The sequence below is a fragment of the Roseivivax marinus genome, assembly GCF_900109705.1.
GTDB lineage: Bacteria > Pseudomonadota > Alphaproteobacteria > Rhodobacterales > Rhodobacteraceae > Roseivivax > Roseivivax marinus.
In genome coordinates this window covers 239935-264595 of sequence record NZ_FOAI01000004.1, presented here as the reverse complement: position 1 = coordinate 264595, position 24661 = coordinate 239935, and the positions used below count along the sequence as shown (strand labels likewise).

The following is a 24661-nucleotide window of genomic DNA, read 5'->3' as shown; positions in this document are numbered from 1 at the left end:
TCCAGTTCGAAAGGCGGCAGGTCAGGTTGAGACCTTGGATATCTGAGCAGAAAGTTTGGGCGGTCCTGCATTTTGAGCGGGTCGCCTCGGGGCGTAACTCCTCTTCGGATCAACCGAAGGAGACCAGAGATGTCCAGTCCAAGCCACTACCGATGCGAGAAGGATGTAGTGCACCTTCTCGAAAACAAGAAACTGAGCCTGAGCGCACTGCGTCTCGTTCATGCCACCAACCACTATCTCGACAATCATCCGGGGTGGCATGCCACGCACATGAACCTGGCCGACAACCTCGGTCAGAACCGAGTCTGCACCGCTTTGTGTTCGATATTGTGCCAGACTACGGGATCACCCGGAGCGAACGATATTGGCATGATCCATGAGGGGATGCGGGACCTTCAGGACGCCGACCTGTTCCGCGTTCTCGAGCTTGATGGTCGAAAGCTCAGGTTCCGATACAGCCACAGCCTGGCGGAAGCGGCGACAATATACAAAAAGCCGAAGTTCGCCATGCTCGACTGTTCGATCATCGCGGGTCTTCGGTCACCGTCGCAGGTATATTTCTACACCCTCGCCGAGATGGTCCAGCGTCAGCGCCAACCGACCTTCTACATTCCTCGCGTGTGTCCACAAACGGAACCGTGGAGCCAGACCAAACGGACTTGGTTGGCGGCGGCTTGCCGGATCGGCAAGCTCCTGGGTCACGACTATGTCTTCATCCCCGAACTCGACGACCAGTGCGAGCAGATCGTCGCTGTGAAAGTGAAGATCGTCCACCACGCCACGCAATGGTCGCCACTGTGCCTGTTCCCTCGTCGCGCCGTAGAACCAGTGAGTATCGTCGCCAACGGCAAGAGCAGGACCCTGACGCGTCAAGAGCTCGGCAAGCGCTCAAGGTGGACCAGCGTTTCTGGGTCAGCGCCAGTGCGGCGCCAACAGGGTGCTATCCACGGTTCAGCGGCCGCTGTGCGAACTTCTCCTTGAGCCCGATGAACTGGCAACCCTACTACCTCGTCGGCCTGAAGCTGGGTAAGGTCCTTCAGATGGGGCTCGCACCGGACCGGCGCACTAAGTTATGGCAGCATTCCGGTGCTCCTTAATTGGAATGGCGCTGTGCGGGCTTGCATTCCCGCGCAGCGCTGTATTTGCGTGCAAGAGTATAAAGCACGCAAACCCGACCGCCGGTCCAGCATCGAGACCCAACAGTTTACCTGGCTGGGGCCATGTATCCTCGAACATCTCGATACAGAGCGGTCTGTGTCCGTGCGAGGGCTTTCAAGTCCGCCGGAAGGCTCTCGTTCTTTCACACCCAATGGCCACCCTTATCGTTGCCGTGCTCAGCCGCCGCCACACGCTCATAATAGCACGCGGCGGCACTGCGCATGCTACGACATCGTCGATGCCATGCCGCCCAGGCGAACGAAGAGCGAGATGCTCCACCAGTCATAACGCGGTCTGCTTGGAAGCCGCAGCCCTCGAGAGGCAGACATGTCGGCAAGTGCGTCAAGGTCGGGCACCCGAACCTCCCCAAGCATCATACCGAGGCTCCCCGCCGTTCCCCGATGGCTGGTCCAAGCCGAGACAAGCTCATGGCTCCGTTAACTCAGGAGAGGCATCCGATGGGCAGTTGGAAAAATTGCCAGATTCTTGCCGCCGACCCAAACTTTTGCATGCTGACCGGTGCGGATTTAGCGGACGCGCCCTGATCGAGATCGTAGACATGGAGGCTCAATTTCGGCCTTGTTTCTCTGGATTCTACCATCTACACGGGTCAGCGGAGACGTGGCCGAGTGGTCGAAGGCGCTCCCCTGCTAAGGGAGTAGGCGGGAAACCGTCTCGAGGGTTCGAATCCCTTCGTCTCCGCCATCAATGCTTGACAGCGTTGCACTGAATTTCTGCGCGGTGATTACACCTCGCGAAGAGTCTGCCAAACCTTAGTCCCTTCAATGCTGCGGACTGGTCAGGCGGCGCCCTCCGGGCGGATACAAGAGTGCTACCGGACCTGCTCCGACCTCTCGTCTGCCACGCAGGATACCCCTCGTCCTCGCTTGGTCATGATACTATCCCGCCGGGTGGTCGCCCTTTCCGTAACGGAAAATGCCCGCCGAGCAGGGCGGGCGCAAATCGATCTGCGGAGCCGGACAGGGCGTCAGAACAGCCCTGCTTCCTTCGCCATCATGGCTGCCTGGGTGCGGTTGGCCGCGCCGATCTTGCGGTAGAGCGTCTTGACGTGCAGCTTGACCGTCGGCTCGCGGATGTCGAGATCGCGGGCGATCTCCTTGTTCGACTTGCCGTGGGTCAGGCCCTCCAGCACCTCGAGTTCGCGGCGCGAGAGAGACTGCGTCAACGGGTGTGCCGCCTCGACCTCCTCCTGCGCGTTCATGAACCCCAGCGGGAGGTATTGCTCGCCCATGGACATGAAGCGCACGGCGTTCACCAGGCTTCGCGCCGTCAGGGTCTTCGGCAGGAAGCCCGCGGCGCCCGCCGACAGAGCCTTCTGCGCCGTCTCGCGGTTGGCGGTCCCCGAGATCAGCGCAACCCGATGGCGGCCGGGCATGGCCATCACCCGCTCGAGCCCCTCGAGCTCGTTCATGCCGGGCATCGCGTAGTCGAGCAGCACCAGGTCAAACGGCGTGCCCGCATCGAGGATCGCGACCACCCCGGCGAGATCGGGCGCCGTTTCGGTGGAGATATCGCCCTCTCGCTGCAGGTAGGTGACCAGCGTATCGCGCAGAAGGTCGTGGTCGTCGGCGATCAGGATCCGCAACATGGACCCGCTGTCGGCGGCTTCGGATCGGGCGCGGCCCGTGGCCGTCTCAAGTCGGTTATCCATAAGCACCGCTCCATCCCTTCACATGGCACGTATTAGCAGCATTTCCGACCGTCCCATATTCGATATGCTTATCCCACGTTGGGATAGCGGCGAATTGAGGGCGTATCGCAGGACGTTAATCTATCGCGCGGGATAGCGTGTCTTGGAACTCGGGCACACCCGTTTGACACGAACATGTGCGCAAGATGCAGGATTAGGGCAACAGCCTATCCGTCGAGGTATTGCGCCTTGCAGGCCAATGCGTGGCGCAAAACACCTCACCTGTGTCAATGCAGACCCGAGGACGTCACGCCATGCCTCTCGTCGATTAAACGCCCACCGTCTCTACACCCCCTGTCCGTCCCGAAACTTGCGCCTTCCCCCGCGCGTTCCTCCGTGCCACCCCGCCCCGGACGCCCCCTCTTCGGCCTGTGACTGAGGTCGCATATCACCGGGATGGTACCTGTCCGCCATTTGCCCCCACAGCCGAGATGTGCGGTCGCGCTTCTTTAGGACCAAGTCGCCACTGTGCCGGCCCGTGATGTGGCGCATGGTGACGGGTTGCCTTGAAATGTGGCATCGTGGCGGGACTGGGCTCGGGCGGTCGCGGTGCATGCGGTGATGACACTCCACGCCACCGAAAGAGCCGACTATCCCATCGGATAGGTCGGCCCCTCCGAATCCGCTCTGTCATAGCGCTGGTCCTGTGGCATGACCGGATCAGAGCAAAAGCTTTGCACGAGAGGCCCCTGCCATGGTCGGACTTCGCACGGCCCTCTTCCTCGCGCTCTTCGGCGGTCCGCCCGCGGTCACCGCCGATCCGCTCCCTGCGCCCGAGGGCGACGTCCTGCTGACCGTCAGCGGCGCGATCTTGCAGACCAACCACGCCGAGACCGCGCAGTTCGACCGCTCCATGCTCGAGGCCCTGGACCCGGTGACCTTCGAGACGACCACGATCTGGACCGAAGGCGCCCAGAGCTTCACCGGCGTCCCGCTCGCGGCGCTGATGGACGCCGTGGGCGCCACCGGCGAAGCGATCTCCGCCACCGCGATCAACGACTACTCGATCGAGATCCCGGCCTCGGACTGGCAGGACGGCGGACCGGTGGTGGCCTTCCTCAACAACGGCGAGCCGATGTCCCTGCGCGACAAGGGGCCGCTCTGGATCGTCTGGCCCTTCGACGACGACGAGGCCTACCGCTCCGAGACGATCTACTCGCGCAGCATCTGGCAACTGGACCGGATCGAGGTCACCGAGTAGGCCTGCCGCATCATGCGCGCACGTCAGGCCACCCACACATCTGAACGGCGGCGCCGCGTGCCGGTGCCCACCTCCCGCGTCGGCCTCGCGGTCACCGGGCTCGCGCTGTGCGTGGCGCTGGTGATCGGCATGACCTTCCCGGTGCTGCGCAAGATCGACGAGTTCTCGACGGCTGCCTCGGACAACGCGCAGTACAGCCTGTCGCAGGCCGAAGTGGAGTTTCTGCGCTACCGGCTCGCGATCTCGCAGGCGGACGCGGATCGCGACCGGCTCGACGCGCTGCGGCGCCGCTTCGACATCTTCTACAGCCGGATGAACACGGTGGAACGCGGCTCGGTGTTCGCGGCCCTGCGCGCGAATCCGAAATTCGAGGCCCCCCGCGCCGCGATCAAGGCCCACTTCGCCGACACGGTTCCGCTGATCGACGGGCCCGACGACGCGCTGGCCGCCGCGCTGCCGGCGCTGGCCGTGCGCGCCGACGAGACCGGCGAGGCCGTGCGCGCGATGACACTGGAGGGGCTGGCCGCCTTCGCGCAGATCTCGGACGAGCGCCGCGAGGGGCTGGTGCGCACGCTTGCCGTGCTGGCGCTCGTGCTCGCGGTTCTCTTCGGCGGGCTGGTTCTGGTGGCCGTGTCGCTCTACCGCCTGATGCGGCAGTCGACGCAGCGCGCCCGCGCCGTGCAGGAGGGCGCGGCGCGCACCCGCACCATCGTGGATACCTCTCTCGACGCGATCCTGGTCTTCGACGCCACGGGCACGATCCTGAGCGTGAACGGCACCGCGCGCGATCTCTTCCGCCTCGGAGAGACGCAGATGGGCTTGCCGCTCGCCAGGCTCTTCGACGCGGCGGGCGACGACGCCTCGCGCGAGGGACCGCTGGGCTTTCTCTCGCGGGGCACGGCCCCGGCCTTGCAGGAGCGGCGCTTCGAGGCCACGGGCCGCGACCTCGAGGGCCGCCGCTTCCCGGTGGAGATGTCCGTCGGTCGCGCCGATGACACCGCCGAGGCGATCTACGTGGCCTACGTGCGCGACATCACCCGCCGCAAGACCGACGAGCACGCCCTGACCGAGGCCCGCGACCGCGCGCTTGCCGGAGAGCGCGCCAAGTCCGAGTTCGTGGCCGTGATGAGCCACGAGATGCGCACGCCGCTGAACGGGCTTCTGGGCTCGCTGCAGCTCCTGCGCGACCACAGCCTGACCGAGCGCCAGACCGAGCTCGTGGACCGGATGGAGGGCTCCGGACGCCTGCTGCTGGGCCTGGTGAACGACGTTCTCGACCTCGCCAAGTTCGAGGCCGGCAAGATGGACGTGACGCCGCACGCGATGTCGGTCACGCGGCTTCTGGACGGCGTGCTCGCGACCGTGGCCGCGCTGGCCGCCGAGCACGGAAACCGCATCGAATGGACCTGGGTCGGGCCGCCGCGCGACGCCTGCACCGGCGATCAGCGCCGCCTGCGGCAGGTGTTGCTGAACCTCGTGGGCAACGCGGTGAAGTTCACGCGCGGCGGCCTCATCACCGTCGAGGCCGAGGCGCTGCCCGACGGACGCAGCCTCGAGGTCCGGGTGATCGATTCCGGCATCGGCATCGCGGAGGCCGATCTCGACCGCATCTTCAACGACTTCGAGACGCTCGACAGTTCCTACGCGCGGCAGGTCGGCGGCACCGGCCTCGGCCTCGGGATCGCGCGGCGCATGGTGCATCTCATGGGCGGCGAGATCGGCGCCGAGAGCGAGCCCGGCGAAGGCAGCCTGTTCTGGATCCGGGTGCCCGTGGGGCCCGTCCCGGCAGAGAAGACCGAGACCCTGGCCGCCCCGGCGCCGCCGGCCGTCCGCCCCCTGCCCCCGCTGGACCTGTTGCTGGTGGAGGACAATCCCCTGAACCGTGCCGTGGCGCGCGAGATGCTCGAGGGCGACGGCCACCGCGTGACCGAGGCGCATGACGGCCGCGCCGGCGTGGACTGGGCCCGCAGCCGCCGCTTCGACGCGATCCTCATGGACATCTCGATGCCGGTGATGGACGGGATCGCCGCGGCGCGCGAGATCGCCCGGGACGGCGGCGCGTCGCGCGGGGCGCCGATCCTCGCGGTGACCGCCCATGCCCTGGCCGAAGAGGTCGAGGGCTTCCGCGCGGCGGGCATGGCCGGCGCGGTCTCGAAGCCCATCGACCGGACCGAGTTGACCGCCGCCCTCTCTGCGGTCCTGACGCCGGACGCGGGCGTGCCTTCCACGAGGTCGGCTTCGATGGATCCGGTTCCCGCCGCGCGCGCGCCGCTGGTGGACAAGGACCACCTCGCCTCGGTCTGGCGCGACCTGCCAGAGGCGGCACGAGACAGGTTGGTGGCCGGGGCACTGGAGGAAACCAGCCGGACAGTCGCCGCCGTCGCGGCCGCCCCGGACCGCCCGACTGAACCCGAGGGCCTGCGCGAGGACATCCACCGCTCGGCCGGCAGCTGCGCGGCGCTCGGCCTCACCGCCATGCGAACCGCCCTCGCCGAGATCGAGGACGCGCTCAAGCGAAACGGCTCCGTGCCGGGACCGCTCCGCGACGCACTCCCGGACCTCTGGGGCGCGACGCGCACCGAATTGGAGGCATGGCGGGCGGAGGCGTGAGTCGCGCGTTTCCTCGTTGGTTGCGCAGGGGTCCGCGCGAAACCGAGAGACCGGGCTCCCGCTCGCGGGCGGATCGCGTGGTTGTTCGGCTCTCACGCTTGTGCGGGAGGACAGCCATCCTCCGCGGGATCGTTCACTTGATGCAGCCGCGGCAACGCCCCCGCGCTCCCCGGTCCATCCACCGCCCAATCTACGCCCGGTAGAGAGCTTGTTCGTCTCGGCCCGACCCTTTCGACCGCATTGAACCGACCAAAAAGCGGATTGATCCCGGCACGACCGCCCACCGCCGTTCGCGCTTTAAGACCTCGTCAATCGCTGTCGTGCCAAGGTGCCCGCGTCAGCGCGGAGGCACCGGATGACCCCATCGCAGAAATCGCTCGTCGTCGGCAGCTTCGCGCGGGCCTACGCGGCCAAGCGCAACGTGGGCCGACGGTTCTATCTCGAGCTTTTCGCCCGCGCGCCCGAGCTCAGGCCGCTTTTTCCGCAGGACCTCGCCACGCAGCAGGAGCTTCTGAACCAGACCCTCGCCACCGTGGTAAAGGAGGTGCACCGGCTCGAGGTCCTGTCCCCGGCCCTCACGGCGCTCGCCCGCCGTCACGCGGGTTACGGCGCAGAGCCCGCTCACTTCGCCCTCGTCGGGGAGGCCCTGCTCGGCGCCCTTGCCGAGGAAACGCCGGGCGGACTGTCCTACGAGGAAGAGGCCGCCTGGGGCGCGGCGTACGGCGCCATCAGCGGGCTGATGATCCCCGCGCTCGAGGACGAACTGGCGCGGGCGGAGGGCGGCGCTTCGCTGGCCTGCGGCGCAGAGAGCGAGTGAGGTGAACCGGCGCCCGGCAATACAAGGAGCCTTGGCCCCGCTACCATCATGCTGGCACAAGCCACGATGGCTGGCGCCCTCAGTGATCGCGCCTCCCGGAGCCCGAAGAGCCGCCGCCCGTGGGATAGTCGTCGCTGGTCCGGACGCGGGGCCGCGGCCCGGCCGCGAACGGGTTGTTGTCGGAATGGTATTGCGCCTTAACCCGGCAATCGTCACACATGCGGATCATCCGCGCAGCGTTGCCCTCGGCGAACATCGGGTGTTTTCCGGCCAGCTGCGCGACGATGCGGTCGATGGTCGATTGTACCCCGAACAGCGCGCCGCACTCGATGCAGGCGGCGGGCTCCTCCTCGTTCAGGACGCGCTGCGACAGCGCCTCGGGCTCGAGGTTCATGCGCGGCTCGAGGGTAATCGCATTCTCTGGGCAGACGGTCTCGCACAGCCCGCACTGCAGGCAGGCCTCCTCCTGGAACAGGAGCTGCGGCAGGTCCGGGTTGTCGCCAAGTGCCCCGGACGGGCAGAGCGACACGCAGGCGAGGCAGAGCGTGCACGCGTCGGTGTCGCACAGCACGGCGCCGTAGGGCGCGCCTTTGGGCAGATCGATCACGCCGCCCTCGGGGTGGAGCGCCTGCGTCGCGACGCGGGTCACCTGACGGCGCGTGCCCATTGGCAGCGCGGGATCGGCCACGGGTGCCGCCGTCTCGACCCCGTAAAGCGCCTCGGACAGCGCGTCGGGATCCGCGGCCTCCAGCAGGCGCACCCGCGGTCCGCCCGCGAGGGCATTGGCCAGCACCGCCTCCGCGGCGGGGGTCGCGCGCTCGGTCCGCGGCGCGGGCAAAATGTCGATGGCGGCAAAGCCCGCCCCCAGCGCGGCGCTCATCTCGGCATGGCCGAAGGCCGCCAGCGCGTCGATTTCGAACGGGATCACGTCGGCGGGCAGCCCCCGCCCGTGGCGCGCGGCGAGGTGGATCATCTCGCGGCCATGCGCGCCGTCATGCACCAACAGGCGCGGGGCGCGTCCGCCGGTCTTTCGGTAGGCCGAGGCGAGCGTGTCGATCCGGCGGAAGACCGAGGCCACCGGCGGCGCATCGTAGGTGATCGCGCCCGAGGGACACACGGACGAACACGCGCCGCACCCGGCACAGATCATCGGATCCACGCGCACATGCTCGCCATCGGGGACGATGGCGCCGGTGGGGCAGATGTCGAGGCAGTTTGTGCAGCCGGTCTGGTTCGCACGCGAATGCGCGCAGAGCGCGGGCTCGGTGCGAACGTAGAGCGGCTGCTCGAAGGTGCCGATCATCTCGCGCGCGGTGGCGGCGACCTCGGCCAGCGCGCCGGGGCGGCGGGGATCGTCGCGCAGATAACCCTCGCGCTTGTGGTGGGCGGGGAACATCGGCGTGTCGCCGGTCAGGTCGATCAGGATGTCGCACTCGGACACGGCCCCGTCGCGCGGCTCGGTGAAGGCGAAGTCGCCCCGCCCGCCCGGCAGAAGCTGCGCGAAGCCATCGATGCGCACCCGGAAGTCGCCGAACGCGCCCTCGGCGCGCGACAGGGCACCCCGCACGATGTCGAAGCGGCGATCGGCGGGCGGCGTCTTGGCGTCTGTCTGGAGCACCGTCACCGCCAGCGCGTCGCAGCAGCGCGCGGCGAGGTCGAAGGCCGCCTCACCCGATCCCACGATCAGCACGCGCCCCTCGGACATCACGTCGCGCGTGCGCGGCGCCGGCACCGTCAGCAGCGCCTCGGCGGCCAGAGCGGCCTGCTTGGGTCCGGCACGGCCGGCCTCGTCGGACCAGCCAGCACGGTCGCGCAGGTCCACGTGCGGCGGCGTCTCGACGCCCAGTTCCTCGGCCAGCATCTCGAAGAAGGCGGTCTCCTGCGCGCAGGCCACGAGCGTGTCGCCGCGGCCGAGCGCGGTCGCCGCGGCCTCGCCCTCATGCATGCAGAGCGCGGTGTGCACGCGGCCGGTCTCGAGCCCGGTGGCGCGTTCGATCGCGCCAGGGTCGAGCTTCTGACTGCCGAGACAATCGCAGAGAAGAATGCGCGTGGCCATGCCGCCTCCTTGCGCCGGATGGCGCCCCTCGGGACACTCCCGCGCCGATCACGTTATTGAAGATCCGGCAATTTTGGTAACCGACCGTCTTGTCCCCGGCAAGCCGCTGGGCCTAGTATTTGATCACACTCACGAGACGCACCGGGGAGAGGCCAGGCTTGGCCAAGGACGACTCACACGCACTTCGAACTGCCACCGCGACGTCGCGGCAGGTGGGCGTGATCGTGCGCCGCCGTCCCGGCGTGACCCGCTGGGCGCGCTGGTCCTGGGCGCCGGTCGCCCTGCTGCCGGACGCCGCGCCCGCCGATTGGCGGATGCTGCGGGAAGAGGACGGCGTGACGGACTTCCACGCGGCGACAATGCCGCTCACCCTGCATCGCGGAGAGACCGAGGCCTACCGTATCGCGCTGTCCGAGCCGGTTCCGGCGGCCTATGTCGTGTTGCGGCCCTCGGCACCCGGGGCCGCGATGCCGTGGCGCGTGCACCTCGTGACCGCCTCGCCGCACGAGGCCGCGCTGTTCCAGACCAGCGGCGACGAGATCGTCGAAAAGGTCGCCATGCCGGACACCCTCGTGCCCTGGGTCGGAGACTGGGTCGCGCGTCACCACTTCGAGGAGCCGTTCGTGAAACGCCGACGCCGCCCGCAGGAGATGCCGGTCGAGGACGGCGTGGGCGACGCGCGGGTGACCCGGGCTTCGGACGTCTACCGCTCGCCCACCGGACACCGCCATGCGCGGCAGGGAGACGACGAATGAGCCGCGGCAACTTCTGGTCCCGGCGCAAGGCGGCCGTCGCGGCCGAGCGCGAGGCGGAGGCCGCCGCCGAGGAGCGGCAGGTCCGCCAGCTCGAGGCGGACGAGATCGCGGAACTGCCCGACGCGGAGATCCTGCAGCGCTTCGGCCTGCCCGATCCGGACGACCTCAAGCCGGGCGAGGCCATCGCTGGCTTCATGCGCCGCGAGATCCCCGAGCGCCTGCGCCGCCGCGCGCTGCGCAAGCTCTGGCCGTCGAACCCGGTGCTCGCCTGCCTCGACGGGCTGAACGATTACGACGTCGACTACACCGCCGCGGCGACCGACGCCCCGGGCGTGCGCACGGCCTTCGACGTGACCACCGGCAGCCTGCGCGCGCACGGCGAGTCGCTGGCGCGCGCCGCGGACAAGGCGAAGCGGATCGCCGGCACGGCCGAGGACGTGACCGCGCCCGCGGAGACGCCCGAAACCACCGCCGCGGTGTCGCCCGCCGAGGTCGAAACCGTGGCAGAGGTGCCGCAATCCGTGGACGATCAGACCGATAGCGCGCAGGGTGACGCGACGGAGGCCGAGCGCCCCGCGCCGCTTTCTGCGCCTGCATCTGCGACCAAGGTCGCATTTGAGCCGAGCGCCCATGAGGCGTCAGATCAGGATGGGGAGGACGAAGCGATGCAGCCGCGTGCCAGGCGGATGCGCTTTCGCTTCGATACGGTGACGTAATGACACAGTCCGCGACGGCGGCCTCGATCGGTGCCGAGGATCGGCTGAGAGCCGACCTCTACAATTACCTCGGCGTCATGCTCGCGCGCGAGCCCGACGAGATGATCCTGCAGCAGACGGCCGGGCTGACCGGCGACGACAGCGATCTCGGGCAGGCCATGGCCGAGTTGGCGGCGCGCGCGGCGCGGACCTCGGCCGCCGAGGCGCGGCGCGAGTTCAACCGCCTGTTCATCGGCCTAGGGCGCGGCGAGCTGCTACCCTATGCCAGCTATTACCTGACCGGTTTTCTCAACGAAAAACCGCTCGCCTCGCTGCGCCGCGACCTGCGTGCGCGCGGCGTCGCGCGGGCCGAGACGGTCTACGAGCCCGAAGACAACATCGCCTCGCTGATGGAGGTCATGGGCGCGCTGATCGTCGGCCGCTTCGGCGCGCCGTCCGACCTCGAGGACCAGCGCACTTTCTTCAATCGCCACGTGGGTCCGTGGGCCGGCCATTTCTTCGCCGACCTCGAATCCGCCAAGGGCGCCGATCTCTACGCGCCGCTCGGCACGGCCGGGCGCGCCTTCATCGAGATCGAGCGCGAGGCGTTCCGCTTGTCGCCGGAGTGATCCGGCCCGGCGTCGTCCCCGCACGGGGCGATGCACACCAGACCGCGCCCGGACCGGAAGGACCGTGCGCCCCAGTAGCCAGCCGAACCGGCGCGCGCGCCGCGCCACAGCAACGTAAAGGGGAGGACCGACCGATGTCCAAAGACACCGCTTCCAAGGCCGACGAGGGCCGCCGCAGCTTCCTCAAGCTCGCCACGACCGCCGCGCCGGCGGCCGCGCTCGCCGCCGTCGCGGCGCCGGGCTCGGAAGCCGAGGCCGCAGAACCGCAGGGCCCGCACAAGGGACTCGCCGATACCGCGCACACGCGCGCCTACCTCGCGTCTGCCCGCTTCTGAGCGGACGCACGACCAACAGGCCGGCAAGCGCTCCAAGAGGCGCGGTGACCGGCAGCCAGCGCCCGAACCTAGGGGCCAGCTACGGAGGGAACGATGCTTCGTAAAAAATCAAACGGGGTCGTGCGCCGCACGCCGACAAACGGACTGCTGTCCGAATTCGCCGGCAAGGCCGTCGACCGCCGCGCCTTCCTGCGCGGGTCGGGACTTGCCGTGGGCGGCCTCGCCGCCATCGCCGCGACCGGCGGCACCGTGCGGAAAGCCACCGCGCAGACCGCCGCCGAGGGCGCGACCGAGACCGTGAAATCGGTCTGCACCCACTGCTCGGTGGGCTGCACGGTCATCGCCGAGGTGCAGGACGGCGTCTGGACGGGCCAGGAGCCCGGCTGGGACAGCCCGTTCAACCTTGGCAGCCACTGCGCCAAGGGTGCATCGGTGCGCGAGCACACGCACGGCGAGCGCCGCCTGAAGTATCCCATGAAGAAAGAGGGCGGCGAATGGGTCCGCATCTCGTGGGAAGAGGCCATCAACGAGGTCGGCGATCGGATGATGTCCATCCGTGACGAGAGCGGGCCGGATTCGGTCTACTGGCTCGGCTCGGCCAAGCACAACAACGAGCAGGCCTACCTCTTCCGCAAGTTCGCCGCCTACTGGGGCACGAACAACGTGGATCACCAGGCGCGGATCTGCCACTCGACCACCGTTGCGGGCGTTGCGAACACGTGGGGCTACGGCGCCATGACCAACTCCTACAACGACATCCACAATTCCCGCGCGATCTTCATCATCGGCGGCAACCCCGCCGAGGCGCACCCTGTCTCGCTGCTGCACGTCCTCAAGGGCAAGGAGCAGAACAACGCGCCGCTGATCGTCTGCGACCCGCGCTTCACGCGCACCGCGGCGCACGCCGACGAGTATGTCCGCTTCCGGCCCGGCACCGACGTGGCGCTGGTCTGGGGCATCCTGTGGCACATCTTCGAGAACGGCTGGGAGGACCAGGAGTTCATCCGCACCCGTGTCTGGGGCATGGACGAGATCCGCGCCGAGGTGGCCAACTGGACGCCCGACGAGGTCGAGCGCGTCACCGGCGCACCGGCCAGCCAGCTCGAGCGCGTCGCGCGCCTGCTGTCGGAGAACAAGCCCGGCACCGTGATCTGGTGCATGGGCGGGACCCAGCACACCAACGGCAACAACAACACTCGCGCCTACTGCATCCTGCAACTCGCGCTGGGGAACATGGGCCGTGCCGGTGGCGGCACGAACATCTTCCGCGGCCACGACAACGTGCAGGGCGCGACCGACCTCGGCGTTCTCGCCGACACGCTGCCGGGCTACTACGGCCTGACCGACGGCGCCTGGGCGCACTGGTCGCGGGTCTGGGAAGAGGACGAGGAGTGGCTGCGCGGCCGCTTTGCCGTGATGGAAGGCGACGGCGAGGACGGCGCCGACCGCATGATGATCAACGAGACCGGCATCCCGGTGTCGCGCTGGATCGACGGCGTGCTGGAGGACGAGGAGAACCTCACCCAGCCGCACAAGACCCGCGCCATGGTCTTCTGGGGTCACGCTCCGAACTCGCAGACCCGACTGCCCGAGATGAAGACGGCGATGGAAAGCCTCGACCTGCTGGTGGTCATCGACCCCTACCCCACCGTGACGGCGGTGATGCAGGACCGCGAGGACGGCGTCTATCTTCTGCCGGCGGCCACGCAGTTCGAGACCTACGGCTCGGTCACCGCGTCGAACCGCTCGCTCCAGTGGCGCGAAAAGGTCGTGGACCCGATCTTCGAGTCCAAGGCCGACCACGTCATCATGAAGCTCTTCGCGGACAAGTTCGGTTTCTCGGACCGCATCTTCCGCAACATCGAGGTCAACGGCGACGAGCCGCTGATCGAGGACCTCACCCGCGAGTTCAACCGCGGCATGTGGACGATCGGCTATACCGGCCAGTCGCCCGAGCGTATGCGCGACCACATGCAGAACCAGCACACCTTCGACCGCACCACGCTGCGGGCGTCGGGCGGTCCTGCGGACGGCGATTACTACGGCCTGCCGTGGCCGTCGTGGGGCACGCCCGAAATGCGTCACCCCGGCTCGCCGAACCTCTACGACATCTCGCTTCCGGTGAAGGACGGCGGCATGGGCTTCCGCGCCCGCTTCGGCGTCGAGCGCAACGGCGAGAACCTCCTTGCCGAGGGCGTGGCGCCCGTGGGTTCGGAGATCGAGGACGGCTACCCCGAGTTCACCTACCAGATGCTGGTGGATCTGGGCTGGGCCGGCGACCTCACCGACGAGGAACGCACGATGATCGAGCAGGTCGCGGGCTTCTCCGGCGAGCGTCCGTCGAGCTTCTCGTCCAACGCGTCGAACCAGTCGCAACAGGGCCAGGGCAACGCGCAGTCCTCCAACCAGTCCGAGGACCCGCAGGCCAACGTCGCGCGGCAGTCGGCACAGGAAGAAGGTGACAGCTCGTCGTCCGAAAGCGATGCCGCGGCCGGGTTCCAGCAGAACGACAATTCGGTCGGCGAACAGTCGCAGACCGGGCCGATCGAGAGCGACTACAACCAGCAGGTCGGCACCGTGAACTGGAAGACCGACCTTTCGGGCGGCATCCAGCGGGTGGCGATCGAGCACGGCTGCGCACCCTACGGCAACGCCAAGGCGCGTGCGGTGGTCTGGACCTTCCCCGACCCGGTGCCGAAGCACCGCGAGCCGCTCTACACGCCGCGCTACGACCTGGTGGCGGACTACCCGACCTACGAGGACAAGCAGTTCTGGCGGGTGCCGACGCTTTACAGGTCGATCCAGGAGACCGACTACTCGGGCGACTTCCCGATCACCCTCACCTCCGGCCGTCTGGTCGAGTACGAGGGCGGCGGCGACGAGACCCGGTCGAACCCCTGGCTGGCCGAGCTGCAGCAGGACATGTTCATCGAGATCAACCCGCGCGACGCCAACAATCTCGGCGTGCGTGACGGTGCAATGGTCTGGGTCCACGGTCCCAACGGCGGCAAGGTCAACGTGATGGCCATGGTCACCGAGCGGGTCGGCGAGGGCGTCGCCTTCATGCCGTTCCACTTCGGCGGCTTCTGGCAGGGCGAGGACCTGCGCTCGAAATATCCCGAGGGCGCTGATCCCTACGTCCTCGGCGAAAGCTGCAACACCGCACAGACCTATGGCTACGACTCGGTCACGCAGATGCAGGAAACCAAGGCAACGCTTTGCCGCATCGAGGCCGTGTGAGGAGATAACGAGATATGGCACGCGCAAAATTTCTCTGCGACGCCGAACGCTGCATCGAGTGCAACGCCTGCGTCACCGCCTGCAAGAACGAGCACGAGATTCCGTGGGGCATCAACCGCCGCCGCGTGGTGACAATCCAAGACGGCCAGCCGGGCGAACGCTCGATCTCGGTCGCCTGCATGCACTGCTCGGACGCGCCCTGCATGGCCGTCTGCCCGGTGGACTGCTTCTACCAGACCTCCGAGGGCATCGTCCTGCACTCCAAGGACCTCTGCATCGGCTGCGGCTACTGCTTCTACGCCTGCCCCTTCGGCGCGCCGCAGTACCCGCAGGCCGGCAACTTCGGCAGCCGCGGCAAGATGGACAAGTGCACCTTCTGCGCCGGCGGCCCCGAAGAGGACACGTCCGAAATCGAGTTCCAGAAGTACGGCCGCAACCGGATCGCCGAGGGCAAGCTGCCCATCTGCGCCGAGATGTGCTCGACCAAGGCGCTTCTCGCGGGTGACGGCGACGACGTCGCCGACATCTACCGCGAGCGCGTCGTGGCCCGCGGCTTCGGCAGCGGAGCGTGGGGCTGGGGCACCGCGTACGAGCAACGGGACGGCTAATCTCTGGCTGTCTCGCGGAAACGTGATACGCTTCAACCATCCCGCCGTTTCGGCGGGGTGGTCCAAAACGGCCGCGCACCCGGAACCGGCGGATTTCCCCGGGCCTGCGCGGACCCTGCGTACCGGACCTGCCCGACTGACCGCCTGCACACTCGCGGGCCGGAAAAGGTAAGTGTACGATGAGCGAGAAGTACCGCATCGACTGGGTCCGTCCTGTCCTGGAAGACCTGCGCGATGTCCTGAAGAAAAGCGGCGCTGACGATGTCGCCGACGATCTGAACGCGGTCCTTGCCCGCCACGCGGACCGTTTCGCCACCCCGGCCAACGACGATGCGTCGATGAGCCAGACCGCAACCACGATCCCGTTCCGACGGCGATACCCAAGGATCTAGATGCAACCGCCGCGACCCATAGCGCACCCGGACGCAATTACGGCGCCGACCGCCTCGCCGGTCCATGCGGGCATCATCAACCGCAAGGCCTGGGCGATGCGCTGGGAGGATCGCGCCGAGAGCCTGCGCCTCGCCCGCGAGGTCCTGAGCCTGCGCACCCAGGACGAGCGTCCCGGTCCCAGCGCCGCGCTCGCCGCCCGCACCATCGCCTGGCAGGCCCGCTGGCGCGGCGATCTCGACGGCGCCGCCGATTTCGGTGCCCGCGCGCTCGAGGTCCTGGCCGAGACCCCGCGCATGGCCGGACCGCTGGCCGACCTGCACGCCATCTTCGCCGATCTCTACCTTGCCCGCGGCCGCAGCGACCTTGCCCGCGCCTCGGTCGAGGGCGGCTTTGCCGCACTCGGCGCCGAGGAGGCGCCGGAGACGCGCATCGACCTGCTCTGCGCGCAGGCCCGCATCCTCGAGCGCAGCCGCCACGTCAAGGAAGCCGCCGACACGCTGATGAACGCGATGTCCATCGCCGCCGGCCCCGAGATCCCGCGCGTCCACCACGAGCTGGCCCGCCTCTACGAGGCCGACGGCCGCCTTCAGGAGGCGCTGAGCCACGCCATGCGCGCGCTGTCCGGCGCACGGGCGCAGGCGAACCGGGTGATCCTGCCCCACGCGCTGGCGTCCGTCGCAGCCTGTCACCGGCAGTCCGAGGCTACCGACCGCGCCCGCACCTACATCGCCGAAGGCCTCGAGATCGCCGAGGCCGAGGGCGACCGCCGCGCGGAGCTGAACCTGCTTTACCAGCGCGCCCTGATCGACGCCGAGGCAGGCGCGTCTGGCGAGGCGCTGGAGGCCGCGCAGAAGGGTGCCCTGATCGCCGCCGAACTGACGTTTCCCCGCTGGGCCCGCCGCTTCGGCCGGCTGCTCGCGGAAACCCACGAGACGCTGGGCAACACCGCCGAGGCGTTGCGGGCCTACAAGCACCTCTACCACCTGGTCGAAGACGACCGGAGCTGACGATTTTGCCCCAACCGGGCATGGAAGACGAAGAACAAGGGGGGACCCGAAGATGCTGCGTGCTCTGACGCTATACTTCTGCCTGATGCTCGGTGCGGCGACGCTGTCGCCCATGAGCGCCGCCGCGCAGGCGGTCGATCCACCCTCGGGCGACGAGTCCCTCGCCAGCGAGCAGACCGTCGAGGACATCATGCGCCGCCAGCAAGGGCTGGCCGAGGGCGACATCAACCAGGAGCAACTGATTGGCGACCGCGCGGCGCCGCAATACGACACCGAAATACTGGACGGCGTGAACGGTGATCCGGGCGCCGACCTGTGGCGGGCCTTCCGCTTCGACGAGGACCAGATCTCGACCCAGGTGCGCGGCCCCGCGACCGACATCCTGATCCAGGATCGCGGGATGTGGTGGTGGCAGGTCCGCGAGGGGCCGCTGATCTTCTGGGGCGGCATCCTCCTGCTGGGCACGATCGCTGCGCTGGCGCTGTTCTACCTCATCAAGGGCCGCGTGCGCATCGACGGCACCAAGACCGGGCGTGTCATGCTGCGCTTCACCTCGATCGAGCGGTTCTCCCACTGGCTGTTGGCGGGCTCGTTCATCGTGCTCGCGATCACGGGTCTGCTCACGCTCATGGGCCGCAAGTTCCTGATCCCGACCTTCGGACACGAGGCGTTTGCCCTTGTCGCGACCGGCTCGAAGTGGATCCACAACAACATCTCGTGGGCCTTCATGATCGCACTGGTGCTGATCTTCGTGCAGTGGGTCTGGTCCAACTTGCCCGACAAGACCGACGTGAACTGGATCCTCAAGGGCGGCGGCCTGCTGACCAAGGGCCACCCGCCGGCGAAGAAGTTCAATGCCGGACAGAAGCTGATCTTCTGGTCGGTGATCGTGTTCGGGGCGTCGATCTCGGCGTCGGGCCTAGCGCTGCTGTTCCCCTTCGAACTTCAGATGTTCGCCCCCACCTTCGAGAAGATCAACGCCGTGGGCGTTCCCGGCTGGTTCGGCTTCGATCCGCTGCCGACCGCCCTCTCGCCGCAGGCCGAGATGCAGTATTCGCAGCTTTGGCACGCCATCGTCGGCTTTGTCCTGATGGCGATCATCATCGCCCACATCTACATCGGTTCGATCGGGATGGAGGGCGCGTGGGACGCCATGGGCAAAGGCTGGGTCGAGGAACAGTGGGCCCGCGAGCACCACTCGATCTGGGCCGAGAAGAAGCTCAAGAAGGGTGACGTCGCGCCGAAGAAGTCCGGGGCTGGCTCGGCCACGCCGGCGGAATGATCCGCGGGGCTCTGGCGCTGGCGGCGGGCCTGTCCGCCGCCGGCGCCGCCGGGGCGGACCCGCTCCTGCTCGAGGGGCACGGCGGTCCGGTCATGGATGTGACCGTCGCCCCCGACGGTCAGGTCGCCACGGCGAGTTTCGACAATTCGGTGGGCCTCTGGAACGGGGCGGACCCGCGTTGGCTCGAGGGGCACGACGCCGCGGTGAACGCGGTGGCGTTCCTGCCCGGCGGCGGGCTTGCTTCCGCCGCCGACGATTTCGACGTGATCCTGTGGCGCGACGGCGCGCCCTCCGCGCGGCTCGAAGGCCACGCCGGAAAGGTCATGGCGCTGGCGCCCGAGGGCGAACGCGTGGCGTCGGCCAGCTGGGACGGCTCGGCGCGTCTGTGGTCCGCGGCAGACGGCACGTTGCTGCAAGAGTTCAACGGCCATGACGGCCCGGTCAACGACGTCGCCTTCCTCGACGCCCGCACCCTGCTCACCGCGTCGGCCGACGGCACCGTGCGGGTGTGGGACGCCGCCACAGGCACCGAGGCGCGGCAGATCGTGACCGGCGGCTTCGGCGTGAACCGGATGGCGCTGGCCCCAGACGGCGCATGGCTGGCCTACGGCACCGTGGACGGCACCGCCAGGGTCCTGGACACCGCGACGGGTGACGAGATCGCCGACCTCTCCGCCGGACGCCGTCCCATCCTTGCGCTGACCGTTTCGCCGGATGGCAGCCACCTCGTCATTGGCGACGGCGAGGGCCACATCCTCGTGGCACGGACCGGCGATTGGAGCGTGCTGCACGACTTTCGCGCCACCGACCGCGGCCCCATCTGGTCGCTCGATTTCGCACCCGACGGCGCGCGCCTCTACGCCGCGGGCCTCGACGCGGCAGTGCACGTCTGGCCCCTCGCCGACCTGGACGCGCAGGACGCCATGAGCACGGCGGATGCGGCCTTCCTCACCGACCCGGCCACGGTCCCGAACGGCGAGCGGCAGTTCAAGCACAAGTGCTCGGTCTGCCACACGCTGACCGGCGACGGGGCGCGCCGGGCCGGGCCGACGCTGGCCGGTCTTTTCGGCCGTCTCGCGGGGGCGATCGCGGACTACCCCTATTCCGACGCGCTGGCCGACAGTGATGTCACCTGGACCGCCGAGACCGTCTCGGCGCTGTTCGAAATCGGCCCCGCGCACTACGTTCCCGGCACCAAGATGCCGATGCAACGCATCGCCGGCGCGGAGGACCGCGCCGATCTGATCGACTATCTGCGCCGCGAAACGGCGCCAAAGGAGTGAACTGACATGAAGTCCATGGCGCTTGCCTTCGTCGCGCTCGCCGTCCTGACCGTGGGGGCGTGGTTCGTCCTCACCAGCCTCGAGCACACCTCGGCCACGGCCACCGCCGACAACCGCACGGTACGGCTGGGCGAGGCCGGCCCCGAAGAGCCCGGCGACCCGATGGCCGAGTGACCGGCCGCGCCGCGCCCGGACTGTCCGAAGCGCGGCGCGCCCTGCCTCAGCGCCCTGCCCCGGCTGTCTTCGACGGCTCGGGCTCGCGTTCGGGTTCGGCCCCGGCGAGGAAGATCGCCACGGTCTGGAGCCGCTCGGCGTTCTCGCAGAAGACGCGGATCGCGATCAGCACCGGCACGGCGATGAACATTCCGATCACCGACCATGCCCAGCCCCAGAAGGCCACGGCAATGAAGACGATGACCGGGTTCAGCTCGAGCCGCCGCCCCACGGCGTAGGGTGTAACGAACTGACCCTCGATCGCCGTCAGGCCGAAGTAGACGCCCGCGACCAGCGCCGCCTGGCCCAGCATGTCGAAGGTGACGATACCGATGGCGAAGGTCAGCAGCATTCCGAGCACCGCACCGATGAACGGCACGAAGTTCAGAAGCGCGCCCATCACTCCGAAGAGCAGCGGATTCGGCATTCCAAGCACCCAGAGCGCGATGCCGATGGCCGCGCCCAGCCCGAAGTTGATGACGGTGATGGTCGCGAAGTAGCGGCTGAGCTTGCGCTCGATGTCGTATGCCACGCCGATGGCGCGCCGCTTGTCCGCGAAGGTCGGCGCCGCCTGCACGATCTTCTCGTAGAACAGGTCGCCCGATGACATCAGGAAGAACAGCAGGATCAGCGTAAAGCACGCCTGCGCCAGCACCGCGGGCGTCGACAGGATCAGCATGGTCAGCGGGTCGGGCCCGGCCACGACCACGCGCTCGGCCTCCTCGTCGCCCCCGGCGGCCATCTCGCCCACCTGCTTGCCGGCCTCCGACACGCGTTCGATCATCTGCGAGACCGAGCGCAGCTTGCTTTCAACCTGTTGGGCGATCTCGGGTCCGCGCTGCGCGTAATCCTGGATCGGGCCGGACAGCGCGAGCGCCAGCGCGCCGACGCCCACGAACAGCACCAGCACCACGGCAAGCGAGGTCAGCCCCGGCGGCACGCCGCGCCGCGATGCCCAGCGGCGCACGGGAGAGAACACGAGGTTCAGCAGCAGAGCCAGCACGATGGGCATGAGAAAGGCCTTCGCCACGATCAGCGCAGCGACGAGCGTGACGCTGGCCAGAATGGTCAACGGCCAGGACGCCGCGGGGCGCGATCCGGGCGCTGGCGACGGTCGGTCGGTCATGTCGATGCAAGTCCCCCCGGACCGCACTCCAACAGCGGAAGCGGTCTCTACTGCCTCAAGGCGAACCGGGGGTGAAAAGTTCCCGCGGCCCCGGGACGGCGCGCAGCGGACAGCAACGCGCCGGCCGCGGCCTCAGGTGTTGAAGAGGAAGTGCATCACGTCGCCGTCGCGCACGGTGTAGGCCTTGCCTTCCGCGCGCATCTTGCCGGCGTCCTTGGCGGCCTGCTCGCCGCCCAGCGCGACGTAATCGTCGTAGCCGATGGTCTCGGCGCGGATGAAGCCCTTCTCGAAGTCGCCGTGGATGACGCCCGCCGCCTGCGGCGCCAGCGTGCCCACGGGGATGGTCCAGGCGCGCGCCTCTTTCGGCCCGACGGTGAAGTAGGTCTCGAGGTGCAAGAGCCCGTAGCCCGCCTTGATGAGCCGGTCGAGACCCGCTTCTTCCAGCCCCATCTCCGAGAGGAACATCTCGGCCTCCTCGGCGTCGAGCTGGCTGATCTCTTCCTCGATCTTGGCCGAGATCACCACGTGGGCGTTGCCCTGCTCGGCGGCCATGGCGGCCACGCGCTCGGACTGCGCATTGCCGGTGCCGGCCTCGGCCTCGTCCACGTTGCACACGTAGAGTACCGGCTTCTGCGTCAGCAGTTGCAGCATCCGCCATGCCTTGCGGTCGTCGTCGGCGATCTCGACGGTGCGCGCGGGCTGGCCGTTCTCCAGCGCCTCCATCGCCATCTTGAGCAGGCGCTCCTGCTGGACTGCCTCCTTGTCGCCGCCGCGGATCTTGCGAACGAGGTTCTGCATCCGCTTCTCGATCGACTCCATGTCGGCGATCATCAGCTCGGTCTCGATGGTCTCGGCGTCCGCCACCGGGTCGACGCGGCCGTCCACGTGGGTGACGTCCTCGTCCTCGAAGCAGCGCAGCACGTGGGCGATGGCGTCGACCTCGCGGATGTTGGCGAGGAACTGGTTGCCGAGGCCCTCGCCCTTCGATGCGCCCTTCACGAGGCCCGCGATGTCCACGAAGGTCAGCCGCGCGGGGATCACCTGCTTGGACTTGGCGATCTCGGCCAGCTGCGCGAGGCGCCGGTCCGGCACCGCGACGTCGCCCACGTTGGGCTCGATCGTGCAGAAGGGAAAGTTCGCCGCCTGCGCCGCGGCGGTTTTCGTCAGCGCGTTGAAGAGCGTCGACTTGCCCACGTTCGGCAAGCCCACGATGCCCATGCGAAAGCCCATGTCAGACCCTTCCCGTCATCTCGTGTCCCGGACGCCGCGCTTCTAGAGATGCCCGTCGCCCGGTGCAAGCCGCGCCGGTCAGCCGTAGCGGTTCGGCCCCGGCTCGGGCCGCTGTGCGAACCAGTAGATCAGGACCAGCAGCCCGACGACCGGCAGCAGGATCAGAAGCTGCCACCATCCCGACCGGCCGATGTCGTGCAGTCGCCGCGCGCCCAACGCGAAGGACGGGATCAGCGTGACGAGGCTCCACAGGCTCGACCCGGTATCACCGAGGACAAACGAAACGAGAAGCGAGATCGCGAGATTGTCGAGGACCCAGAACCAGAACTCGCCGCGATTGCTGCGCCCCGAGAAGGTGGCGTAGTTGCCGAAGAACTTCTTGGCCGCGTCCACGAAGCCCGATTGCGCGGTGTAGTCCGCGTCCGGCCCCTCGGCGCCCCGGTGATTGGCCGCTGCGCCGCCCGAGGCGTGTGCCTCGCGCGGATTGCCGGGCACGCCTTCCGGCAGGCTGGTGTCGCGCTGGGTCACCGGCGGAGGCGTGACGCCCGCCACATGATCGTAGGCCGGCTGCCATTCCTGCAGCCCCGGCCGCCAGACCAGCGTGTCGCCGCGCACGATCCCGTCGCGGGCCAATTCCTCGAGGTCGGCCTCGGTGACCGGCCCCTCCTGCGCACCGTCCTTCACGTAATACCAGTCCATGCCGATCCCCGCTGCGTCGTCTGTCGCGAAAGGGTCTAGCACGCTCCGCCAGCGGGTGCAGTCCGGAATGCCCGACCCCGCGGGCGCGGGCGCGCGCGCTCAGGCCAGCGTCGGTCGCGCCTCGGCCTGAGGCACCGCGCGCGACCAGAAGCGCCACATGAGGAACACGCCCGCCGCGCCCAGCCCGATGACGAGGCCGAGCCAGATCCCCGGCCCGCCCCAGCCAAGGCCGAAGCCGAACGCCCACGCCGCCGGCAGTCCGAGGCCCCAGTAGGCGACCGCCGCCATGACCATCGGCACGCGCGTGTCCTGCACCCCGCGCAACAGCCCGAGCGCGATCACCTGCGCGCCGTCCACCAGCTGGAACAGCGCCGCAACGATCAGAAGGCTCACCCCCGCCTCGACGATCGCCGCACGGTCGGGGTCGGCGGGGTCGAGGAAGGCGCCCACCAGCGGCTCGGGCATCAGAACGAAGACAGCCACCGTGACGCAGGCCACCGCCACCGAAATCGCGATCACCGCCCAGGCGCCGCGCACCAGGTGGCCCGCATCGTTGCGTCCGAAGGCATTGCCCGCACGCACCGTCGCGGCGTTCGACAGCCCCATGTGGATCATGAACGCCGCCGTGGCGAGCTGCACCGCGATCCCGTGGGCCGCCAGCGCCACGGTCCCGATCGCGCCCATCATGAAGGCCGAGGCCGCGAACAGCCCGACCTCCGAGAGGTTGGTCAGCCCGATCGGCCAACCGAGGCGGAAGACCTGCCCGAACATCTCCCAGTCGGGCTTCCAGAAGCGGGCGAAAAGGTCGTGTTCGGGCAGCTTCGCACGGGCATACAGCACGACACCGGCCAGCGACACGGCGTGCGTCAGCACCGACGCGATCGCCGCCCCTCGGATGCCCAGTTCCGGCGCGCCGAGGTGGCCGAAGATCAGCACCCAGTTGAACCCGGCGTTCAGCACCGCGGCGAGGCCGGTGATCCAGAACACGATGCGGGTGTGCTCGAGCCCGGCGAGATAGCTCTTGAGCACCATCACCCCAAGCGCCGGCGCCATGCCCCAAAGCGCCACCCGCAGGTAGGTCTGGGCGTTCGCCGACACCCGCGCCTCCTGCCCCAGCGCCAGCAGGATCGGCTCGGACAGCCACAGGGGCGGCACCGTCAGCGCGAAGAACAGGAGCGACAGCCACAGTCCCATGCGCGTGGCGCGCCGGATGCTGACCTGGTCGCCCTGCGCGGCGTAGCTCGCGACCATGGGCATCACCGCCCACGCGATCCCGGTGCCGAGGAGGAACAGCGTGAAGAAGGCCGTGTGCGCCAGCGTCAGCGCCGCCAGCGCCTCGGCGCCGTACCAGCCCAGCATCATGGTGTCGGTCAGCCCGATCAGGAACTGCGCGAGATGCCCGCCGATCAGCGGCAGGCCGAGCGTCAGGACGGCGCGGACATGCGCGGGATATGTCATGGACCGGGGGCTCATGGCCGAGGCCTTACGCGCGGCGCTCCTGCCCGGCAAGCGCGCCCGCCGTGCGCCGCCGCACCGAGGATCGGCCCACCTCCCCGCCCGCGCACACAGCGCGCCGAGCCGGCATGAGCCCGAGACGACGACGCGCCAGTTTT

21 protein-coding genes and 1 tRNA gene are annotated in these 24661 nt (G+C 68.6%); 16 read left to right on the top strand and 6 right to left on the bottom strand.

The genetic code is table 11. The annotated features are described in order from the left end of the window. Nucleotides 1-129: 129 nt before the first annotated feature. Both BMX29_RS07460 and BMX29_RS07455 read left to right on the top strand, forming a co-directional pair. On the top strand, nucleotides 130-981 hold the full coding sequence (locus tag BMX29_RS07460; RefSeq protein ID WP_139196944.1) for a hypothetical protein: 852 nt from the start codon (nucleotides 130-132) through the stop codon (nucleotides 979-981). 792 nt (nucleotides 982-1773) lie between these two features. Continuing rightward, a tRNA-Ser gene (locus tag BMX29_RS07455) sits at nucleotides 1774-1863 on the top strand. A 283-nt stretch (nucleotides 1864-2146) separates the two neighbouring features. On the opposite strand, the gene BMX29_RS07450 is transcribed toward BMX29_RS07455, so the two are convergent. Then, entirely contained in the window at nucleotides 2147-2764 is a 618-nt protein-coding gene (locus BMX29_RS07450) for a LuxR C-terminal-related transcriptional regulator (RefSeq protein WP_092811639.1), read from the bottom strand. A 799-nt stretch (nucleotides 2765-3563) separates the two neighbouring features. On the opposite strand from BMX29_RS07450, the gene BMX29_RS07445 reads away from it, so the two are divergent. From BMX29_RS07445 to BMX29_RS07435, 3 genes are all read left to right on the top strand, one after another. After that, entirely contained in the window at nucleotides 3564-4070 is a 507-nt protein-coding gene (locus BMX29_RS07445) for a putative pterin-binding protein (protein ID WP_092811583.1), read from the top strand. A gap of 12 nt (nucleotides 4071-4082) precedes the next feature. Further along, nucleotides 4083-6680: an ATP-binding protein gene (locus BMX29_RS07440; protein ID WP_092811581.1), complete on the top strand. Its 2598-nt coding sequence runs from the start codon at nucleotides 4083-4085 to the stop codon at nucleotides 6678-6680. 355 nt (nucleotides 6681-7035) lie between these two features. Then, complete coding sequence (locus BMX29_RS07435) at nucleotides 7036-7497, top strand: globin domain-containing protein (RefSeq protein ID WP_092811579.1); 462 nt, start codon at nucleotides 7036-7038, stop codon at nucleotides 7495-7497. Between the two features lie 79 nt (nucleotides 7498-7576). Here BMX29_RS07435 and BMX29_RS07430 read toward each other — a convergent pair whose 3' ends face one another. Beyond that, complete coding sequence (locus BMX29_RS07430; RefSeq protein ID WP_092811577.1) at nucleotides 7577-9553, bottom strand: 4Fe-4S binding protein; 1977 nt, start codon at nucleotides 9551-9553, stop codon at nucleotides 7577-7579. A gap of 158 nt (nucleotides 9554-9711) precedes the next feature. Between BMX29_RS07430 and BMX29_RS07425 the strand changes: the two genes are divergently transcribed. From BMX29_RS07425 to BMX29_RS19180, 11 genes are all read left to right on the top strand, one after another. Further along, a complete protein-coding gene (locus tag BMX29_RS07425; RefSeq protein WP_244889173.1) occupies nucleotides 9712-10308 on the top strand; it encodes a DUF3305 domain-containing protein in 597 nt (198 codons plus the stop codon). Continuing rightward, nucleotides 10305-11024 carry a DUF3306 domain-containing protein gene (locus tag BMX29_RS07420; protein WP_092811575.1) on the top strand — a complete coding sequence of 240 codons (720 nt, stop codon included), beginning with the start codon at nucleotides 10305-10307 and terminating at the stop codon, nucleotides 11022-11024. The genes BMX29_RS07425 and BMX29_RS07420 overlap by 4 nt, the downstream gene beginning before the upstream one ends. Next, nucleotides 11024-11632, top strand: a complete 609-nt coding sequence (locus BMX29_RS07415) for a TorD/DmsD family molecular chaperone (RefSeq protein ID WP_092811573.1) — start codon at nucleotides 11024-11026, stop codon at nucleotides 11630-11632. The genes BMX29_RS07420 and BMX29_RS07415 overlap by 1 nt, the downstream gene beginning before the upstream one ends. Nucleotides 11633-11766: 134 nt before the next feature. After that, nucleotides 11767-11967 (top strand): twin-arginine translocation signal domain-containing protein, encoded by a 201-nt coding sequence (locus tag BMX29_RS07410; protein WP_043842284.1) that lies wholly within the window; start codon nucleotides 11767-11769, stop codon nucleotides 11965-11967. Between the two features lie 93 nt (nucleotides 11968-12060). Further along, a complete protein-coding gene (locus BMX29_RS07405) occupies nucleotides 12061-15207 on the top strand; it encodes a formate dehydrogenase subunit alpha (RefSeq protein ID WP_092811571.1) in 3147 nt (1048 codons plus the stop codon). A 14-nt stretch (nucleotides 15208-15221) separates the two neighbouring features. Next, nucleotides 15222-15815, top strand: coding sequence for a formate dehydrogenase FDH3 subunit beta (fdh3B, locus tag BMX29_RS07400; RefSeq protein ID WP_092811569.1), 594 nt, complete (start codon nucleotides 15222-15224; stop codon nucleotides 15813-15815). A gap of 179 nt (nucleotides 15816-15994) precedes the next feature. Then, nucleotides 15995-16207: a hypothetical protein gene (locus BMX29_RS07395; protein ID WP_043842279.1), complete on the top strand. Its 213-nt coding sequence runs from the start codon at nucleotides 15995-15997 to the stop codon at nucleotides 16205-16207. Then, entirely contained in the window at nucleotides 16208-17215 is a 1008-nt protein-coding gene (locus BMX29_RS07390) for a tetratricopeptide repeat protein (protein WP_043842277.1), read from the top strand. It begins immediately after the preceding gene. A gap of 52 nt (nucleotides 17216-17267) precedes the next feature. Continuing rightward, a complete protein-coding gene (locus tag BMX29_RS07385; RefSeq protein WP_092811567.1) occupies nucleotides 17268-18497 on the top strand; it encodes a formate dehydrogenase subunit gamma in 1230 nt (409 codons plus the stop codon). Continuing rightward, nucleotides 18494-19780 (top strand): c-type cytochrome, encoded by a 1287-nt coding sequence (locus BMX29_RS07380; RefSeq protein ID WP_092811565.1) that lies wholly within the window; start codon nucleotides 18494-18496, stop codon nucleotides 19778-19780. The genes BMX29_RS07385 and BMX29_RS07380 overlap by 4 nt, the downstream gene beginning before the upstream one ends. A 6-nt stretch (nucleotides 19781-19786) precedes the next feature. Next, entirely contained in the window at nucleotides 19787-19954 is a 168-nt protein-coding gene (locus BMX29_RS19180; protein WP_175471151.1) for a hypothetical protein, read from the top strand. Between the two features lie 46 nt (nucleotides 19955-20000). Here the strand turns inward: BMX29_RS19180 and BMX29_RS07375 are convergent, their stop codons facing one another. From BMX29_RS07375 to BMX29_RS07360, 4 genes are all read right to left on the bottom strand, one after another. After that, nucleotides 20001-21119: an AI-2E family transporter gene (locus BMX29_RS07375; protein ID WP_240092143.1), complete on the bottom strand. Its 1119-nt coding sequence runs from the start codon at nucleotides 21117-21119 to the stop codon at nucleotides 20001-20003. A gap of 132 nt (nucleotides 21120-21251) precedes the next feature. Next, nucleotides 21252-22349 carry a redox-regulated ATPase YchF gene (gene ychF, locus BMX29_RS07370; protein WP_043842272.1) on the bottom strand — a complete coding sequence of 366 codons (1098 nt, stop codon included), beginning with the start codon at nucleotides 22347-22349 and terminating at the stop codon, nucleotides 21252-21254. Between the two features lie 78 nt (nucleotides 22350-22427). Next, nucleotides 22428-23048 (bottom strand): DUF805 domain-containing protein, encoded by a 621-nt coding sequence (locus BMX29_RS07365; protein WP_092811563.1) that lies wholly within the window; start codon nucleotides 23046-23048, stop codon nucleotides 22428-22430. A gap of 99 nt (nucleotides 23049-23147) precedes the next feature. After that, on the bottom strand, nucleotides 23148-24506 hold the full coding sequence (locus BMX29_RS07360; protein WP_092811635.1) for an MATE family efflux transporter: 1359 nt from the start codon (nucleotides 24504-24506) through the stop codon (nucleotides 23148-23150). Between the last annotated feature and the right edge of the window lie 155 nt (nucleotides 24507-24661).